This window comes from Planktothrix sp. (genome assembly GCF_046067725.1).
Classification (GTDB): Bacteria; Cyanobacteriota; Cyanobacteriia; order Cyanobacteriales; family Microcoleaceae; genus Planktothrix.
Genome location: NZ_JBJUDF010000168.1, coordinates 1 through 18,801, shown reverse-complemented (window position 1 = coordinate 18,801; position 18,801 = coordinate 1). Strand labels below are relative to the sequence as shown.

The following is an 18,801-nucleotide window of genomic DNA, read 5'->3' as shown; positions in this document are numbered from 1 at the left end:
TTAGGACTTATGGCAACTAAATTCCCCAAATTTAGCCAGGACTTGGCCCAAGACCCGACAACACGTCGGATTTGGTATGGGATTGCCACAGCCCATGATTTCGAGACCCATGATGGCATGACAGAGGAAAATCTTTACCAAAAGATTTTTGCCTCCCACTTCGGTCACCTCGCCATCATCTTCCTCTGGACTTCAGGCAGCCTATTCCATGTCGCTTGGCAAGGTAATTTTGAACAATGGGTGAAAGATCCTTTAAACGTTCGCCCCATTGCTCACGCCATTTGGGATCCCCAATTTGGCAAACCGGCGGTAGAAGCCTTTACCCAAGCGGGCGCTTCTAACCCTGTTGATATCGCTTACTCTGGGGTGTATCACTGGTGGTACACCATCGGGATGCGGTCAAATGGTGACCTGTATCAAGGGTCTATCTTCCTGTTGATTCTGGCTGCAATCTTCCTGTTCGCAGGTTGGTTACACCTTCAACCCAAGTATCGTCCCAGTTTGTCCTGGTTCAAGAATGCTGAATCTCGTTTGAACCATCACTTGGCAGGTCTGTTCGGGGTTAGCTCCCTGGCTTGGACAGGTCACTTGGTTCACGTTGCCATTCCTGAATCTCGTGGACAGCACGTGGGTTGGGATAACTTCCTCAGCACTCTGCCCCACCCGGCAGGTCTGGCTCCCTTCTTCACGGGCAACTGGGGTGTATATGCCCAGAATCCTGATACGACCAGCCATGTTTTCGGAACCTCTCAAGGGGCCGGAACCGCAATCCTTACCTTCTTAGGTGGCTTCCATCCTCAAACCGAGTCTCTCTGGTTGACGGATATGGCTCACCACCATCTGGCGATCGCAGTGATCTTCATCATTGCTGGCCATATGTACCGGACAAACTTTGGAATTGGTCACAGCATCAAAGAAATGATGAATTCCAAAGATCCGCTGTTCGGTATTAAAAATGAAGGGCCGTTCAACCTGCCCCACCAAGGGTTGTACGACACCATGAACAACTCTCTGCACTTCCAGTTAGCATTTGCTCTGGCAGCGCTGGGTGTGATCACCTCCCTGGTGGCGCAACATATGTATGCGCTGCCTCCCTACGCCTTCATCGCTAAGGATTACACCACGATGGCGGCGCTGTATACCCACCACCAATATATTGCTGGGTTCTTAATGGTCGGTGCTTTCGCTCACGGGGCAATCTTCCTGGTGCGCGATTATGATTCCGAACAAAACAAAGGCAATGTGTTGGATCGGATGTTACAGCACAAAGAGGCCCTCATCTCTCACTTAAGCTGGGTGTCTCTGTTCCTCGGTTTCCACACCCTGGGCTTATATGTCCATAACGATGTTGTGGTTGCCTTTGGAACTCCTGAAAAGCAAATTCTGATTGAACCGGTTTTTGCTCAATTCGTTCAAGCGTCTTCCGGTAAAGTGCTGTATGGCATGGATGTTTTACTGTCCAATGCCAATAGCATCGCCACCACCGCTTGGCCTAACGCGGGTAATGTTTGGTTACCCAATTGGTTAGAAGCTATCAATTCGGGTAGCAACTCCTTATTCCTGACCATCGGCCCTGGTGACTTCTTAGTTCACCATGCGATCGCTCTGGGTCTGCACACCACCACCCTGATTCTCGTCAAAGGTGCGTTGGATGCTCGTGGCTCTAAGCTGATGCCCGACAAGAAAGACTTCGGCTATGCCTTCCCTTGCGATGGCCCCGGCCGTGGCGGTACTTGCGACATCTCTGCTTGGGACGCTTTCTATCTCTCCATGTTCTGGATGCTGAATACCATTGGTTGGACAACCTTCTACTGGCACTGGAAGCATCTGGGGGTCTGGCAAGGAAACGTTGCTCAGTTCAACGAATCCTCTACCTACCTGATGGGCTGGTTCCGTGACTATCTGTGGCTGAACTCGGCTCAGTTAATTAACGGCTACAACCCTTATGGAACCAATAACCTGTCGGTTTGGGCTTGGATGTTCCTGTTCGGACACCTGGTTTGGGCCACTGGATTTATGTTCCTGATCTCTTGGCGGGGTTACTGGCAAGAGTTAATCGAAACGATTGTCTGGGCTCACGAACGGACTCCTCTGGCGAACCTGGTTCGTTGGAAAGACAAACCCGTTGCTCTGTCCATCGTTCAAGCTCGTGTGGTTGGTTTAGCTCACTTCACCGTTGGTTATATCGTCACCTACGCAGCCTTCCTCATTGCCTCGACTGCGGGTAAGTTCGGTTGATGTAAGAGTTAACTGAATCTTCGTTAATCGGTAATTAAAAAGATCCCCTGCCTTCGGGCGGGGGATTTTTCACAATAATTGTATAAAAGTGTCTCGTCAGGTCGGGTGCAATGATTGGTCAGACATGACAAGCTATCAATCAACTCTTCCACTGTGACTTGGGCTTTCAATCCGATCATAACCATGATCGGATTGAAAGCCCAAATACTCGCCATCGAAGTCCTGCTGGCTTCAATCCGGCGGCACCCCATGACCAGGTGCCAGCACCTATGGGCTATTCCTCTGTTATTCTTCCTTTATACCATCTCCAGATCCAGGTTTCGTTTGATAACCAATTAACAACGTCACCAGCGCAGTAATACCTGAAGTCAAACTCATTTTGAGTGTACCACGATCTTCATCTGAAATATTGGCTAAAAATGGAAGGTTCAGCAAAAAGGTTGCCAAAAAGATGCTCATTATAGAACCTAGTGCAGCACCGACTGATGCAAAAGCGACTTTTCGATTGATTGAAGGGTTGGTAGTAACAAAAGACGAGGATGGTTCTTGATTGTCTGTTGCTTTTGTCATTGAAAAATAACCTTATTAACTGATATGTTAAAAATTTTATAATGTTTAATATAACAGAATTTATACAGTCAACAAATTGTTACAAATCCTGATTCTGTATTGAATTGAGATTGCGATCACTCTAATCCTTCTGCTTTTAGTTTGGCTTTAACTGACTCTGAATGTTTTCTAATTTTTGTTGGAATAGACTCATCCTCAAACCGGGTGCAAAAAACTCTTTTCCTCCCTGTTACCAGATATATTTTATGTTTCAAGCAACTCGAAAACGGTTAGCCATTTGGTATACTGCTGTCACGGCTATTTTATTATTATTATTTGCCAGTGGGTTTTATTTTTATGTTAGAACCACCTTAATTGAGCGCATTGATGATACTTTAAATCACGTTGTAGAAGTGGTAGAACGTTCTTTAGTGATTGAACCCATTTCTACGCCACCCGCCATGTCTCCTGCGGTTTTAGCGGGTCAATTTCAAGTGAATGTTGAAGCTAGTTTTAGAAATCATCCGAATACCGTTGAAGATGATCATATTGATTGGGAATGGTTTAGTCCGACAGGAGAATTATTATGGTCTACCTTTTCTCAGCCTTTGGATATTCCGATTCATCCGAATCGGAGTGGAGAAACTGTTCATATTTCTGACTCTAATCCTAACTCAGAAATCATTTTAAGACAGGTTACAGATCGAGTAGAAATAGGGCGACAAGTCTTAGGTTATTTACGAGTTAGTCATCCTTGGTTTGAAGTGACAAAACCCATTCGTCAGTTAATCTTAGATTTAACCATCGGAACAATTTTAATGGTGATTGGTGTCGCTACTATTGGTTGGTTTCTATCCGGTTTAGCCATGGAACCTGTGCGGGATTCCTATCAACGCTTAAAACAATTTACCGCCGATGCGTCCCATGAATTAAGAAGTCCCATTGCGATGATTCAAACTAATGTTCAAGTCGCTTTAGCTGAACCTAACTTATCTAATTCTGAACAACAACAATTACAAGTTATTGAACGAATTACTCGCCGTTTAGGTCGGTTAGTTGATGATTTATTATTTTTAGCCAGACAGGATAGCGGGATGGTTAAACCCCAATTTTTGTCTGTCCCTTTGGATGGATTATTAATGGAAATTGTCGAGGAACAAAAAGGAATTGCTACTCAACAGGGAATCCATCTCTCCTTGAATTTTATTGAAGATTCTCAGGAGATTTTAGCGAATTCTGGTCATCCCCCTTTCACTGAAACCGAACCTTTTACTTTACAAGGAGATTGGGATCAATTAGTGCGATTATTTACAAATTTAGTCAGTAATGCTATACAATATACGACTTCTGGAGGAACGGTTCAAATTCAATTGCAATCTCTTTCTAAACCTAGACGACAACCCGGATTAGGAAAAATGACAGAATCTTGGGAAAAAAACCATTCTTCCTTAAAATTAGAAGCATTACAAGTCATTATTAAAGATACAGGAATTGGCATTCCTCCAGAAGCATTACCTCATCTTTTTGATCGGTTTTATCGGGTTGATCCCTCTCGAACTCATGGTCATCGTGGCGGGTCGGGTTTGGGTTTAGCAATCGCTCAAGCCATTGTTGAAAATCATCACGGTCAAATTGATTTAGAAAGCCAAATCAATCAAGGAACAACTGTTACCGTTACCTTACCTTTATTAACCATAGCTAACGTCAATCAAAGGTAAAAATTAACCCCAAATAACCCTAGATAAACTTGACAGAACAGGATTCTTTAAAACTCAATTCCGGGTTGAGCTTTGATCCCTTGTTCTCGGAAAGGATGCTTAACCAGAGACATTTCTGTCACCAGATCGGCTTGTTCAATTAACCCTTGAGGAGCCCCACGACCTGTTAGAATCACGTGGGTATCTGGAGATTTTTCTGTGAGTCCGGCTAGAACTTCTTCAATGGGTAAATAGCCGAGTTTCATGGCGACATTAATTTCATCGAGTAAGATTAATTTAAACTCAGGATTACGAATAAAAGAAAGCGCTAAATTCCAAGCTTCTCGGACTTTTTCAATATCTCGATCTCGGTCTTGAGTTTCCCAGGTAAATCCTTCTCCTAACGCATGAAATTCTAATTGTTCAGGCCATTTACTAAACACAGCTTTTTCCCCAGGTTCCCAAGCGCCTTTAATAAATTGAATAATCGCCACACGATATCCATGACCCAGGGAACGCAACACCATTCCTAAAGCGGCTGTGGTTTTTCCTTTTCCGTTTCCGGTATTAACAATAATTAATCCTTTCGTTTGGTTTCGTTCGGCGACTCGTTTATCTTGAACTTCTTTTCGGCGCTGCATTTTTAGGCGGTGCTGTTCGGCGGTCAGGGTTGATTCTGGGGTGTTGGTTTCCATTGTTTTTGGGGGGTGATTTTGGGCTAATGATATAAATTTTATAAGCGAAAATTTATCTCTGTAATTCTATCGTAATTGGGCAGAATTTACAAGGGTTTTATGGAAATTTAGATGATCCTATTTTTGAGATTGACAGCGATCGCAGTGACCACATCTTTTAAAAGAATCATCTAAATTAAATCCGAAAGCTTGTAATAAAAATTGCCAGCGACATTGACGAGTTCTTAAGTATTGGTTCATTTGTTGAATCGCTTTATTATTTTGATCTAAAACCGATTTATACGGTTTAAATTGAATTTCATAGTTAAAGGGATCTCGCCACAATAATCGCCCTTGGGCGTGTAAAATTGAAAGGGCGATCGCACTATTTTTAAACCTTTGAGACACAGCTTCTATATTTCCCGTTAAGGGAAGTTTCTTCATTAACTGATCAGCAGATTGATATTGTTTTTGTAGATTTTTCTTGAGATAATTTTGTCGTTGCTTATCTTCAGGATAGAAAAATCCTGTGGGTTCGCTAATCATTGTTAAGGCGATCGCAGGTTGACCATCTCTCCCGGCCCGTCCCACTTCCTGAATATATTCTGATAATAAAAAAGGAGCTTGAAAATGGACAACCCATCGAACATTACTTTTATTAATTCCCATTCCAAAAGCACTACTACAAACCACAAATTTAACTTTTTCCTGTAACCAATCTTGTTCGATTTTTCGGCGTTCTTCTGAACCCAAACCGGCATGATAAGCAACGGTTGAATAATGTTGAGTTTGTAACCATTGGGCTAATTTTTCACAATCTTTCCGAGTTCGGGCATAAATCAAACCGGTTTGGTTTTTTCGAGGTTGAATCAATTGAATCAGTTGTTTTTGTCGTCCTCTAGGGGTGCAGACTGTTTTAATATTTAATTCTAAATTAGATCGATAGGGACTGAGGAGAAATTCTTCAGGGTTTTCAAGTTGTAAAACCTGTTTAATTGTGTTTTGAACATCAGGATTAGCCGTGGCGGTAAAAGCGGCGATCGCTATTTTTGTATGGGCAGGTTTTAGGTTTAATAAAGTTGAACGAATTGCCCCTAACCGTCGATAAGCAGGGCGAAAGCTATCCCCCCATTGAACTAAACAATGGGCTTCATCTAAGATTAAACCATTGATTTTAACATGAGGTTGACAAATCACACTCCACACAGGAGAACTTAACAAAGTTTCAGGGGAAAGATAGAGAAGTCTTAATTGATTTTGTTCAACTAAACGTAAAGTTTGACGACGTTGCTGGGGCATTAATTGACTATGAATTAAAGCAGCAGGAAGGTTTAATACTTGAAGTTCTTGCACCTGATTTTCCATTAAAGCAACCAGAGGAGAGATGACTAAAGTTAATCCCGTTTTTAATAAAGCTGGAAGTTGAAAACAGATTGATTTTCCTCCTCCTGTTGGCATCACAATTAAAGCATCTTTGTGGTCAAGTAAGCTTTTAATAATTTCCTCTTGAGGCGGTCGGAAATCATCATAACCCCAAATTCTTTTCAAGGCAGCTTTTACCTGTTTCAAGTCTGTAGATGCTTCCATGATGCTTTAGTGATTTTACAAAATAAAATTAAGATAACATCAGAATCATTATCTCATATTTTTCTACAGGTAGGGTAGAGAAGGCTTTTAAGATTGTCATTTTAACAATTTATACTACTCTAGGATTTCTGAGCTACCCATCCTTTATAATCAAAATATCCTGTTTAATCATTGATCAATGACTGAGGGTAAAATCATGAATTTTGTTAGAAAAACCTTATCTCTATCCCAGATTAATCTATCCTATTTAGAATGGAACTCTGGAGTTAATCATTCCTCGGATACCAACCTTTTATTATTACATGGGTTAGCAGATCAAGCCTTAGTCTGGAAAAAGTTAGGAGATCAACTCAGCGATCGCTATCATATTATAGCACCGGATATGCGAGGACATGGAGAAAGTAGTAAACCCAATCAAGGATATACATTTACTGAAGTCATTGCAGATTTAGAAGCTTTAATGGATCACCTGAATTGGTCAAAAGCCCATATTTTAGGACATTCTTGGACAGGAAAAATGGCAGCCATTTGGGCAAAACAGAATCCTCAACGATTTAACAGTATGATTTTAGTTGACCCCATTTTTATTATGAAACTTCCGAGGCTGTTTAAGTTAACTCTTCCCCTGCTGTATCGTCAGTTAGATTGCTTAAAATTAATCAAGTCATTTGCAAGTTTTGAAGAAGCAGAAAATCAAGCTAAACAGTTAGCGCAATTTTCAGGATGGAGTGATTTACAACAGGAACTTTTTCAAGCCGCAATTGAACAAAAAACCGATGGAACTTGGGGAAGTAAATTTGGAATTCCTGCTAGAAATGAAATTTTTGAACAGGTGATGGAAGTTCCAGGGTTAACAGAAAAAATTGATCTTCCCACATTATTTATTCAACCCGAAAAAGGAGTAAATCGCATGAACTGGCAACTCCAACCTTATCAACAATATTTAACTCAGTTAAAAATTGAGCGTGTAGCGGGTAATCATTGGTCTTTTTTAGTTGAACCCGATAGCTTTAATCAAACAGTTGAAACCTTCTTAAATTCTCAAATTATGGTAAAATTATAGTGATCAAAATAAAGGTAAAATCATGGATTTAGAAATTATTGGTCATCGAGGTTTTTCCCTAATAGCACCTGAAAATACTTTAGTCGCCTTGAATGCAGCTTTAGAACAAGGTGCAAATTCTCTGGAATTTGATGTACAAGTTTCTGCGGATGGAATTCCAGTGATGTTTCATGATGAATTCTTAAACCGAATTACAGGTACATCGGGTAAAGTTTCTGAAAAAACCGTTGCAGAATTAAAAGCATTAGATGCAGGTTCTTGGTTTGGTGAACAATTTGCAGGAGAAAGAATTCCCATCTTAGAAGATGCGATCGCTACTTTTAAAAACGTCAATGATTTTCTCTATTTTGATATTAAACCTTACCATCAATGGTCAGAGAATGAAATTAAATACTTAGGAGAGTTTTTAATTAGAAATAACCTTTTACAATCCTCAATTATCACCTCGTTTAATGAAAATTTTTTAAACCAAATCCGCCGTTATTATTGGGAAATCAAAATCGGATATTTTTTAATTGATTTTAATCGCTTTGAAGAACAACTTCAAAAAGCAATTACTCAAGAAAATGCCATTTTAAGCATTAATTACCCAGTGGTATTAAAACATCCAGAAATTGTGACTCAAAGTCAAAATCAAGGAGTTGATATCGTGGTTTGGACAGTGGATGATATCAATGATTTTAACACCTTAGTTAACTTAGGGGTTAAGCGGATGATTACCAATTCATTAATTAGAAGTTAGAAACCAGGTTTTTGTAAATACCTATTTTTTCCTCTAAACGTTACTTAAAAACCCCGTTTCTTGAAAGATACTGCTCTTTAATCTAAATCCCAGTAACAACCGCCCAAAAATAAGTTTTAAAGGTTTTTAGATCAACCTTAATCTGCATTTCTTGACCCCAGGTAAATATATTAAACTCAATTATATTCCGATTTAAATCAATATTTAATTGATCTAATAAAGCCACCCAATGACTCGGATAGGATATCAAAGGAGGTTGATTTAAAAGTAAGCCTAAATCATTAACTAACGCCAAAGCCACACCTCCAGATTTTACGATTTGATGAGCTTTTTGAATCCCTTCTAAATCTCTAAATAAATAAGCATAATTATAATCAATCCTTTGATAGCCTAAAATTTCTTGAATCCATCCTGCAATTTCCCAAGGTTTCGTAATTCCCCCTAAATTTCTGAAAAGTTCAGAAGCATTCGGGTCAACGGAAAAAAGCATATTTTCGGATTCTCTCAGAGTCGATAATACCATCCAATCCACTTGAGGAATTTTAAAATTAACCGGGGTTTGTTGAAGATAAGACGGTGAAGAAATCCAACGATTTGTTTGGGTATGAAATCCACCGATTTGAAAGAGACTGCGGCACAGTTCAATATAAGCCAGAGGATGTTTTCGTACCAGTTCAAAAATAATCGTAGCTGGGCCACAAAAAGGTTGAGAACTTTGATTAATCTGAAAAGGATTCGCTAAACGGGCACGCATTTCTGCCATAATTTGTTGTTGATCAAGTCCCGTCCACACCCCAGGAACCTTTGAGCGTTCAAAGTCAGCGATCGCTGTTTCTGCTAAAATTAAAACATCAGAATTTACCATTAAAGTTAGACTAATTTATTCAAGATTTATCCGCATTTTTTTTCTGAAGGTTGGTTTCGCTTTCCAGTTCTTTATTTAAAAAATAGTTTAAAAATGTCCGAATCACAGCAATTGCCGCTAACTGACCTAATGCTAAAAACGACGGGGTAATCGTGGTAGAAAGAATATCTGCACCCAACTGAAATTCTAAGGCTAAAGCCAACCAAGTTCCAAAGTTAAGACGAAGTTCTATAAAGGGAAAAACTCGCCTTTGACCATAGCGATTAATGGCTATTTTTAAGGTTGTAATTAAACCTAAAAATACACACAACGCCGAAGTTGCTTCTAAGACAAATCGTAGAAAATGGACAAAAGAAAATAAACTATTTTCTAAAGCTTCCATACTAACCATAAATCCAAGGATTAAGATTAACTGAGTGCTTCCGACAAATAATCGGCGGCGGCTTCAACAACGGCGATAGCATTTTCATACATCATGCGAGTAGGGCCTAAAATTCCCACACTTCCCACCGGAATATTATCCCGTCGATATTGGGCGGAAACCAAAGTACATCCTTGAATGGGTTCTAACGGATTTTCTGACCCGATGCGAACCGTCACCCGTTTAGTTTGGGATGGGGGAAAAATTAACGGCCATAATTGTTCCTGTTCTTCTTCTAATAAGTGCATCAAAGTTTTTACCTGTTGCAATTGTGAAAATTCAGGTAAATGCAAAACCTCAGAAATTCCACTAATTAAAATTCGAGTATATTCTGGGGTTTGACAGCGACGACTTAAATCGATTAATAATTTTCTTAAAAAATCCGAATAGCATTGAAATTCTCGATCTAATTCACTCCAATCTAATATTGAAAGTTCAGAAATCGATTTTCCTCTAAGTTGAGCATTTAAAAAATTTGACAGTAATTGTAATTCTTGTTCTAAAACTTCTTCATTTTCAGGTAATAAATTAGCAACTAATGGGTGAGAATCAACCGCAGAATTAGGAGAAGACAATTCTATCAAACTCGAGTGAGTTTGATAGGAATCTGTCACCACCACTAACATAATTTTTCCAGGTTCTATGGATACTAAATGCAAGTGTCGTAACCGAGTGGTGAGGGTTTGGGGTAATGTAACTAACGTAATATACCCGCTTAAGGTCGATAAAATTTGAGAAGCCCCTCGTAAAACTGCCTCCAAACTACAGTTTTTTAAACTCAGTTGTTCCCGTAACAATTGCAGTGCTTCATCCGCAACAGTTTCTGAAGGAGTAATTAACTTATCAACATAAATTCGATACCCGGAATCTGAGGGGACTCGTCCGGCGGAGGTATGGGGTTGATACAGGAGTCCGGCGCGTTCCAAGACCCCCATACTATTGCGAATTGTCGCAGGGCTAACTTTGAGGTTGTATTCTTCCACCAAAGCTTTAGAACCAACGGGCTCCGCCGTCGCAATATAGTGACGAATGGTTGCCCACAGGATATGATGGTGTCGCTCTGTTAAATGTACTTGTGTAAACATTGAGTTTTTTGATACAGATTTGACTGACGAAGTATGATATTGAACCAGGCAACTCTGAGATGTTCAGGCGTTTACAACTCGCAAGCTGTTCAGCAGAGTTTTAATATCCAAGATAACAGATATTGGAGTTGAATAGGTAAATTCTACTCCTCATCTGTTTTAGAACATTTTCGTAGAGATTGGTTGCCTATTTGTAGGGTCTACTAAATTCCTGAACGGTTAATTTTTATCGAATTGGATAAAAATAATTAAATAACAATTAAATTTGATGAAATTTCAGGAATTTTCTGAATATGATTGTTTGATTTTACCGTTTTTTATCATGGGCTGATTCAAAAATAGTGATAGCAGGAAACACAAAGGTTAAGGAGTAACTTGCCATCCGATTTCAGCTTGTTGAACAACATAAGCTGCAACGGTTTTGATTTCTTCAGGCTTTAACCGTTTTTTAAACGCTGGCATTGCGTTTTTACCATTTGTCACTTGATTGATAATTGCCGCTTGAGGATCTTCTTGATATCCTTTTAAGTATTGCTGCAAAGCTTCTTTTTTCAATGTTTTATTGGCAACAACAACGTTATTTCCATTAATATGACAAGCTGCACAGGAGTTCAAAAAAATCTCAGATCCATTTAAAGTATTTTGTGCTAATGCAGATTCTGGAAAAATAGAGGTTAACCATATAAAACCTACAATCAGAACTGATAGTATCTTTTTCAATTGAATCTCCTTGTGTTAAAATAGGAACAGAAAATACAAAGATTTTACATCTTCAATAAAAACACGGTATTCCAATAGAAATAGAAACCGGAAATGTTCTAATCTGTTGAACAATACCATAAAGTTCATCTATGGGAAAGCTTTCATCAGCAAATCCTATTTTTTCGCCATCTCCATCCGATTTTGACCGATTCTTCAACCCTCGACGGTCAGCATTACACCATGTCCTGAGTCAAAATCGGTATGAGTCAACGAAAATAACAACAGGTTCTCAGTAATAATACTGAATTTAACAGCATATCTCCTTCTGTTGTGATCCAGATTACTGTTTAACCATGAGGACGATCACATCTACACTAACACAGAAATCATTGGATACATTTGCCCGAGCAGAGATATTAAAAAAACTTAATGGATTGCCTTTCTTCCTGTTATGTCTGAATCACAATCTTTTTCTCCCGTAAGTTTCAAACAAATGGTTGAGGAAATTTTAAGGACTCAATGTATGAGTCGTCAACAGCGATATGCGTTAAGATATTGGTTATTACGCAAACTGAATGAACCTGAACAACAGTTAGTTTATATGCTTCAAAGAGCATTACATACAGGAAAAATTAAAATTACTGATTGAACAAGTTTAAATTAATAGAATTGACGACATAAACACTCTATTATTTTTTCTTCTTTTTTCAGTAAATTTAATCATGAATATAGGCAACCGGATCAGTTAATCCCAGTTCTGCAAAGGCAGCTAATCGCAAACGACAAGAATCACAAATTCCACAAGCTTTAGCTTCACCCGCATAACAAGACCAAGTATATTCCCAAGGAACACCCAATTGATTACCGAGTTGAATAATCTCGGTTTTTTTTAAATGAATCAATGGAGATTCAATGGTAATAGATTCTCCTTCTCGACCTTGTTTTGTTCCCAACCGAAACACTTCTTGCATGGCTTGAATATAATCCGGTCTACAATCAGGATAACCCGAATAATCTAAGGCATTAACCCCAATATAAACTCGATTGGCTGAAATTGCTTCTGCATAAGCCAAAGCAAAGCTTAAAAATATCGTGTTTCGCGCCGGAACATAAGTAATGGGGATACTTTCAGCCATTTTTTTTAGAGAGCGATCATAAGGTAAATCAACACGATTATCCGTTAAAGCAGACCCTCCCCATAATGTTAAATCAAATGTCACAACTTGATGTTCTACAACTCCAGCACATTCAGCAATTTTTCGCGCTGATTCCAGTTCTTTACGATGCCGTTGTTGATAATCAAAAGAAATGGCATAGCATTGACACCCATCAGCTTTAGCTTGGTATAAAACCGTTGACGAATCTAAACCACCCGATAACAAAATAACTGCTTTCACTAGAGTCTTTTTTCCTTATTGATCTTGTTGATTGTATTCTCGTTAATTTTAACAAAAATTAGAGCGATCGCATCCTTGGATCTACAAGTTACAATTTTTACAAAGCTGAAAATGGACAATCAGATTAAGCTTAAGAACCAATCTTTAAAGAATTATATATCTTTGTAAAGTTTTATAATATAAAATACTTCACATTCTATCCCCGAAATCTTCGCTACACTAAAAAGTAAAGACAGCAATTATATCTCTATACATAGGTAATTATAACTATGGCTACAGTCTCTAAATTAGAATATCATCCCACACGCTGGCTAACCTTGGTATTAGGAACCTTAGCATTCTGGATGGCAGGTAGCTTAATTCTTGACTTTGTAATTATGCCGACCATGTATGTTTCTGGCATGATGGAAGAAACAGGATTTACGGCTACAGGAATGCTGATTTTTTCAGTCTTTAACCGGGTTGAGTTAGTGTGTGCAGCAGTGGGTTTAACCGGTTTAATTGCATTAGCAATGAACCTTCCTGAAAAATTCAGTAATCGCCTGCGCACACTCACCGGATTATCGCTATTTCTCTTGGCGATTACGATGATTTACACTTACATTCTCACCCCTCAAATGAGTGCTTTAGGAATTAACCTCAATCTATTTAATGGGTTAGCGACTATTCCTGATGGCATGAACCAACTCCACTGGAGTTATTTTATCCTAGAACTGATTAAATTATCTTTTTTAGGCACAATTTTAGCATGGTGTTATCGCAATCATAGTAAACTCGATCTCACCTTCTAAATTGTTTAATAAAATTAAAGTAGGTTGGGTTCAGGAAACGAAACCCAACTTTTTTTTATCTAAATTGTTATAATTCAATCCAACTGAGTTGAGGATATCCCATGACAACCGAACTCCCGATAACAGAATCTAAACCCAATTCAAGTTTATACGAAGAAGATTATCATCTTTGGTTAATGAATACTATTCACCAGTTACAACAAGGAAAATTAGCTGAAGTTGATCTTATTAATTTAATTGAAGAATTAGAAGCTATGGTCAGAAGTGAAAAAAAGGCTATCAGAAGTAATCTCAGAATTTTATTAATGCACCTATTAAAATATAAGTATCAATCTGAGAAACGAACTAATAGCTGGTTATTTACCATTCGAGAACATCGTAAAAGATTACGAGACGATTTTAAAAACAGTCCAAGTTTAAAGCGATATTTTCGAGAAGTTTTTGAAGAATGTTATCAAGATGCAAGAGAATTAGCGGCTGATGAAACAGGATTAACCATCGATACTTTTCCTGTAGAATCTCCTTTCTCCCAAGAAGAGACATTAAACCCAGATTATTTACCGGAGTAATACTAACTTACAAGTTTATTGATGGGCTAATTTCAAACGTTCTTTAATGGATAATTGTTGTAAATTTTCGCTTAACTCATATAAATTAACTGGCTTATAATTACCTTGAAACAAAGGAATTAACGCTTTAACTAAAGCTACAATTCCATCAGGAGGAACTGCATTCCCAATTTGTCGCCGAACTTCGGTCAATGATCCTTCAAAAATAAAATCATCTGGAAACGATTGTAACCGAGCTCGTTCTCGATTGGTTAATGCTCTGGGTTTTTGGTAATGATATCCCCAAGTTCCACCGCCTCCACCTGCGATAATGGTTGTTGAAGGTTGGTCAGGGTGTAAACGTCGGTAAACATGACTAATCATTCCTTTAACATAATATTCGCTATCTTTCGGAATATCTGTAAAATTTCCTCCGGGTTTAATCCGTTTTAAAATTTCAATGGTTCTCGGTTGAATTTTTTGATGTTCATTATTATCAGGAACCGTTTCTACTCCTTCTAATGCTTCTGATGCAGTTCGATAAGGATAAAGTCGATTTAATCCATATTCCGGTTGAGGATGAATAAAATTAAACCCCGTATCTTTTCTAATCCCAACTAATAAAACCCGTTCTCGAAATTGAGGAACACCATACTCAGCAAAATTATAAAGTTTAGGTTTCACTAAATATCCAGGTTCAATTTTTTCAAAGTCAGAAATAATGCGTTGAATGGCTTTATAATTGTTAGCACTTAATAACCCTTTAACATTTTCAGCTATAAAAACTTTCGGTTTTTTGGCTTGAACAAATTTAAGAAAATAAGTATATAAATTTCCCCGTTCTCCTTCTAACCCTGGACGTTTCCAAATCATGGAAAAATCTTGACAAGGAAAACCTCCCGTAATTAAATGCGCATCAGGGACTTGAGAAATATTAATATTTTCAATCTGATCATGAACAATAACATCCGCAATATTCCGCCTAAACGTTCGACAAGCATCTCGATTAGAATCAATTGCCCAAACAACCTTAAATCCAGCTTTATGAAAGGGTAAATCTATTCCACCACATCCCGAAAATAGAGACAGGGTTGAGGGTGAATCTTTCCATTTAACTTGAGATAATTGTTGAATTAATGACATTAATTATTACCGTCATTTTGCCTCAATTAATATCATATCACAATTCGTAGGGTGCGTAAGCGCAGCACACGAACCAAAACCTAAATAATCAGTTTTTTTGTCATAAAATCGAGCTAAATCCGTGATTAAGGTTTACTAATTGCAATAATCGCATTTTGTCCTCCAAATCCAAAACTAAAACATAAAGTATTTTTAATTAAAACTGGACGAACTGAGGTAACAAAATCTAAATCAAATTCAGAAGTTTTTAAACCCACACAAGGAGGTAAAAGTTGATGGTTTAATGCCATTAAACAAAACGCCACACCTAACGCACCTGATGCGCCTAATGTGTGTCCGGTCGCGCCTTTTGTAGAAGTTACTGGAACCTTTCGAGGAAATAATTGTTGAATTAATTGAACTTCATGATCATCATTTAAGGTTGTGGCGGTTCCATGAGCATGAATAAAATCAATTTGATCAGGAGATAAATGACTATTTTTTAAGCAATTTTGAATGGCAGCGATCGCACTTTTTCCAACAGTATCCGGTTTAATTCCATAACAAGCATCTGCGGTTAATCCAAACCCTAATATTTGTCCATAAATTTGAGCGTTTCTTTGTTGAGCTAAAGCTTCTGATTCTAAGATTAAAATAGCGGCTCCTTCCCCTAAAACAAATCCTTCTCGATGTCGATCAAATGGATAGCAACCTGTATTAGCTAAGGCTCCCATTTGTTGAAATCCGGCTAAGGTTAAGGGGGTAATGGGTGCTTCTACAGCACCGACTATTACACGCTGACATTGTTCAGTTTTAATCAGTTCAAATCCTTGAGCGATCGCCCAAATCCCTGTAGAACAAGCTGCCATCGGTGATAAAACAATTCCTGTAGATCCGATGATTTTAGCCGCATTTAAAGCAATATTAGAGTGTAAATAATCTATAAATTGAATTAAATTAATATCCTCTTCCATCCTTGCTAATTTCTCTAATTTTCCCTGATATCCCCGACTGGAACCAATAACGACCCCACAGTTTAATAAAGGGGGAGATAAATGAGCCATGATTAACGCATCGGCGATTGCAACTTTTAATAATTTTGTTGGATCAGATGGAATATCATTAATTAAAGCTAAAGGTTTTCTGGGAAGTTCAGGAAAAGGTTGATCAGGTAAGATTCCTGATTGACCGGATAACAATCGTTTCCAAGTTGTTTCTAAATTCCCTAATGCAGAGATTAAACCAATACCCGTAACAACAACATTCATTTTGTTTGAGGAGTTAGAAACCCAAAGTTAAAATTTTATAGAAATTCTGACTCTTCTGCTATTTGAGTTTAAAAAAATACAAGAGGGTGGATAAAATTTAACAATCTCACCCACCCTCAGAAACGCAATAATTACATTTCCTAATAATTTATTGAGTTTTCAGATTTTCTAACCCTTGGGTCACTTTGGCGGACTGAATGCGATCGCCTTGTTTAATTTGATCTACAACATCCATCCCGTTAGTCACATAACCAAAAACAGCATAACTACCATCGAGAAACGGTAAATCTGCTAAGGCAAAATAGAACTGAGAAGAAGCAGAATCAGGGAATTGAGAACGAGCCATCGCCACTGCACCCCGACGGTGAGATAAAACGGGTGCTGTGGTAATGCGGGCACTTTCTAAGGTTTTGCTATAGATGGGCTGTTCTGCACCTTGGGGCTTAATTTCTAAGGGGATTGTCCGTTCTTTGGAAGTACCCGGCTCGATATATCCACCTGTTCCTAATCTAGCACTGGGAAATTTCGGATCTTTACTCTGAGGATCACCGCCTTGCACCACAAACGGTTGAGGTTCACGGACAACCCGATGGAATGCTAGACCATCATAAACGCCTTTATTAACCAGATCAACGAAGTTTCCCGCCGTAACAGGAGCGTTGGTTCCATCAATTTCAATGATAATCGGCGATCCATTCACCGTCATCTCGACCGTTGCTTTTCCGTTTAATTGGGGTAAATTTGCCATAGGTTGGGTTGAAGTGGGAGAACTAAGGGTAACGGCTTGATCAGCAGATAGACTGTCCTGAGTTTGAGTTTCGAGGGAGGTTGTATCAGAACCACAGCTACTCAGGAATAACACACAAATGAACAGGATGGGTAAAAACCAGTGCTGTGTGTTGAATGTTTTCATTTTAGAGTTTCGTTTTTTGTGCAGTCGGATAATTTTATAGTCCTTCTAAGGGGACTTGTAAAAACTTCGCTAATTCCGCGCCTTGGTTTTCCAACTCAGATAGGGCTAGGGGTTGACCCACGCGAGTTAAAGGAATTTCTCGACGGTCTTTGAGTTTGAGATACAGTGCTCGACGAGGATTAAGTCCATCTTTGACGTCAACACGAATCGATTGAACCTCATTGACGCTGCAATTGAATTCAACTTTACGGTTTTTCCCCGGAAAACCCCACCGGAAAATATTAATCTTTTCCGTTTGTCGATTAAATTCATTGTATCCGCCACCCAAATCCCACAGAATTACCAGCCATAGATATAACGCCAGTAACAAGGCTGCTGTTCCATATAACCCCATGACAATTCCTTGGGGAATAAAAATGAGTTGGGTCGGATCGGCGAAGGGTAAAAGATTAATTTTCAAATAGCTCGATATACCCGATAAGAGAAAGCCAGTTCCACCGATGGTGATCACACTGGCCCACCAGTAGTTACTGAAGCGACGGGAACCCGTAACTTTCTGATAGAGGATTTGATTCGTTGCGGTCTTTGTTTGGGTACTCATGGAACCTAAAAGTGTGAATCTTCACAGCCAACACCTTTGCAAAAATTGTTAACTGTAATATATAGTTATGTTAACTTGCTTAATAGTCTACCGCTAAATGTCCCCCGGTTAAACCAGGGCGACATCCATAGGCTATAAGCATTGGATCGATCGCTGAACAGTTGGTCTCGCAAGGGAAAAAACTGCTTTGTAAGACCTTCGGCCGAACTTCGTTCGGATTGATTTCTACAGAAAGTCAAACCAGTGAAACGACCAGCCCCTTCAAAAATCGGGAAACCGATTGATTAAGGGGTAGTTCACAAAGGATAATGTTTTAGATAACCCAAGAGGATCGTTCTGAAATGACTATAGCAGTCGAACGGCCGCAAGTTCAGAGAGGATGGTTTGATGTCCTCGATGACTGGCTCAAACGCGATCGCTTTGTCTTCGTGGGTTGGTCAGGAGTTCTACTGTTTCCCTGTGCTTATCTAGCCCTTGGTGGCTGGTTAACCGGAACCACTTTTGTGACTTCCTGGTACACCCACGGTTTAGCAAGCTC

The 18,801-nt window shown here is 39.0% G+C and carries 19 protein-coding genes and 1 pseudogene; 8 read left to right on the top strand and 12 right to left on the bottom strand.

Going from position 1 to position 18,801, the window contains the following annotated elements; translation table 11 throughout:
* Nucleotides 1-9: 9 nt before the first annotated feature.
* The gene (gene psaB / locus ACKPEB_RS10330; RefSeq protein WP_408964797.1) at nt 10-2,238 is read left to right on the top strand and encodes a photosystem I core protein PsaB; all 2,229 of its coding nucleotides are present in this window, start codon (nt 10-12) and stop codon (nt 2,236-2,238) included.
* A 285-nt stretch (nt 2,239-2,523) separates the two neighbouring features.
* Here psaB and ACKPEB_RS10325 read toward each other — a convergent pair whose 3' ends face one another.
* A complete protein-coding gene (locus tag ACKPEB_RS10325) occupies nt 2,524-2,808 on the bottom strand; it encodes a hypothetical protein (protein WP_408964796.1) in 285 nt (94 codons plus the stop codon).
* A 245-nt stretch (nt 2,809-3,053) separates the two neighbouring features.
* On the opposite strand from ACKPEB_RS10325, the gene ACKPEB_RS10320 reads away from it, so the two are divergent.
* A complete protein-coding gene (locus ACKPEB_RS10320) occupies nt 3,054-4,505 on the top strand; it encodes a sensor histidine kinase (RefSeq protein WP_408964795.1) in 1,452 nt (483 codons plus the stop codon).
* A gap of 47 nt (nt 4,506-4,552) precedes the next feature.
* Here the strand turns inward: ACKPEB_RS10320 and cobO are convergent, their stop codons facing one another.
* Both cobO and ACKPEB_RS10310 read right to left on the bottom strand, forming a co-directional pair.
* A complete protein-coding gene (cobO, locus tag ACKPEB_RS10315; RefSeq protein ID WP_408964794.1) occupies nt 4,553-5,179 on the bottom strand; it encodes a cob(I)yrinic acid a,c-diamide adenosyltransferase in 627 nt (208 codons plus the stop codon).
* A 117-nt stretch (nt 5,180-5,296) separates the two neighbouring features.
* Nucleotides 5,297-6,745 carry a RecQ family ATP-dependent DNA helicase gene (locus ACKPEB_RS10310; RefSeq protein WP_408964793.1) on the bottom strand — a complete coding sequence of 483 codons (1,449 nt, stop codon included), beginning with the start codon at nt 6,743-6,745 and terminating at the stop codon, nt 5,297-5,299.
* A gap of 196 nt (nt 6,746-6,941) precedes the next feature.
* On the opposite strand from ACKPEB_RS10310, the gene ACKPEB_RS10305 reads away from it, so the two are divergent.
* Nucleotides 6,942-7,808 (top strand): alpha/beta fold hydrolase, encoded by an 867-nt coding sequence (locus ACKPEB_RS10305; RefSeq protein ID WP_408964792.1) that lies wholly within the window; start codon nt 6,942-6,944, stop codon nt 7,806-7,808.
* Between the two features lie 22 nt (nt 7,809-7,830).
* Nucleotides 7,831-8,550 (top strand): glycerophosphodiester phosphodiesterase, encoded by a 720-nt coding sequence (locus ACKPEB_RS10300; protein WP_408964791.1) that lies wholly within the window; start codon nt 7,831-7,833, stop codon nt 8,548-8,550.
* Between the two features lie 82 nt (nt 8,551-8,632).
* Here ACKPEB_RS10300 and ACKPEB_RS10295 read toward each other — a convergent pair whose 3' ends face one another.
* The 4 genes from ACKPEB_RS10295 to petJ all read right to left on the bottom strand — a co-directional run bounded on the left by ACKPEB_RS10295 (nt 8,633) and on the right by petJ (nt 11,641).
* The gene (locus ACKPEB_RS10295; protein ID WP_408964790.1) at nt 8,633-9,415 is read right to left on the bottom strand and encodes a hypothetical protein; all 783 of its coding nucleotides are present in this window, start codon (nt 9,413-9,415) and stop codon (nt 8,633-8,635) included.
* Between the two features lie 19 nt (nt 9,416-9,434).
* Nucleotides 9,435-9,806 (bottom strand): DUF1622 domain-containing protein, encoded by a 372-nt coding sequence (locus ACKPEB_RS10290; RefSeq protein WP_408964789.1) that lies wholly within the window; start codon nt 9,804-9,806, stop codon nt 9,435-9,437.
* 17 nt (nt 9,807-9,823) lie between these two features.
* On the bottom strand, nt 9,824-10,921 hold the full coding sequence (gene hrcA, locus ACKPEB_RS10285; protein ID WP_408964788.1) for a heat-inducible transcriptional repressor HrcA: 1,098 nt from the start codon (nt 10,919-10,921) through the stop codon (nt 9,824-9,826).
* A gap of 363 nt (nt 10,922-11,284) precedes the next feature.
* Entirely contained in the window at nt 11,285-11,641 is a 357-nt protein-coding gene (gene petJ / locus ACKPEB_RS10280) for a cytochrome c6 PetJ (RefSeq protein WP_408964787.1), read from the bottom strand.
* Nucleotides 11,642-12,074: 433 nt separating this feature from the next.
* On the opposite strand from petJ, the gene ACKPEB_RS10275 reads away from it, so the two are divergent.
* Nucleotides 12,075-12,272 carry a hypothetical protein gene (locus tag ACKPEB_RS10275; protein ID WP_408964786.1) on the top strand — a complete coding sequence of 66 codons (198 nt, stop codon included), beginning with the start codon at nt 12,075-12,077 and terminating at the stop codon, nt 12,270-12,272.
* A gap of 67 nt (nt 12,273-12,339) precedes the next feature.
* Here ACKPEB_RS10275 and queC read toward each other — a convergent pair whose 3' ends face one another.
* Nucleotides 12,340-13,020 (bottom strand): 7-cyano-7-deazaguanine synthase QueC, encoded by a 681-nt coding sequence (queC, locus tag ACKPEB_RS10270; RefSeq protein ID WP_408964785.1) that lies wholly within the window; start codon nt 13,018-13,020, stop codon nt 12,340-12,342.
* A gap of 269 nt (nt 13,021-13,289) precedes the next feature.
* Here queC and ACKPEB_RS10265 point away from each other — a divergent pair, with 269 nt between their 5' ends.
* On the top strand, nt 13,290-13,811 hold the full coding sequence (locus ACKPEB_RS10265) for a hypothetical protein (protein ID WP_408964784.1): 522 nt from the start codon (nt 13,290-13,292) through the stop codon (nt 13,809-13,811).
* A gap of 101 nt (nt 13,812-13,912) precedes the next feature.
* Nucleotides 13,913-14,380 (top strand): DUF29 domain-containing protein, encoded by a 468-nt coding sequence (locus ACKPEB_RS10260; RefSeq protein ID WP_408964783.1) that lies wholly within the window; start codon nt 13,913-13,915, stop codon nt 14,378-14,380.
* Nucleotides 14,381-14,395: 15 nt separating this feature from the next.
* On the opposite strand, the gene ACKPEB_RS10255 is transcribed toward ACKPEB_RS10260, so the two are convergent.
* The 4 genes from ACKPEB_RS10255 to ACKPEB_RS10240 form a co-directional block, all read right to left on the bottom strand.
* The gene (locus ACKPEB_RS10255) at nt 14,396-15,502 is read right to left on the bottom strand and encodes a DNA cytosine methyltransferase (RefSeq protein WP_408964782.1); all 1,107 of its coding nucleotides are present in this window, start codon (nt 15,500-15,502) and stop codon (nt 14,396-14,398) included.
* Nucleotides 15,503-15,627: 125 nt separating this feature from the next.
* On the bottom strand, nt 15,628-16,749 hold the full coding sequence (locus ACKPEB_RS10250; protein ID WP_408964781.1) for a beta-ketoacyl-ACP synthase: 1,122 nt from the start codon (nt 16,747-16,749) through the stop codon (nt 15,628-15,630).
* A gap of 148 nt (nt 16,750-16,897) precedes the next feature.
* Nucleotides 16,898-17,662, bottom strand: coding sequence for a peptidylprolyl isomerase (locus ACKPEB_RS10245; protein WP_408964780.1), 765 nt, complete (start codon nt 17,660-17,662; stop codon nt 16,898-16,900).
* 34 nt (nt 17,663-17,696) lie between these two features.
* Nucleotides 17,697-18,263, bottom strand: coding sequence for a photosystem I assembly protein Ycf4 (locus ACKPEB_RS10240; RefSeq protein ID WP_408964779.1), 567 nt, complete (start codon nt 18,261-18,263; stop codon nt 17,697-17,699).
* A 341-nt stretch (nt 18,264-18,604) separates the two neighbouring features.
* On the opposite strand from ACKPEB_RS10240, the pseudogene ACKPEB_RS10235 reads away from it, so the two are divergent.
* A pseudogene (locus ACKPEB_RS10235) lies at nt 18,605-18,801 on the top strand (photosystem II D2 protein (photosystem q(a) protein)); the annotation flags it as partial.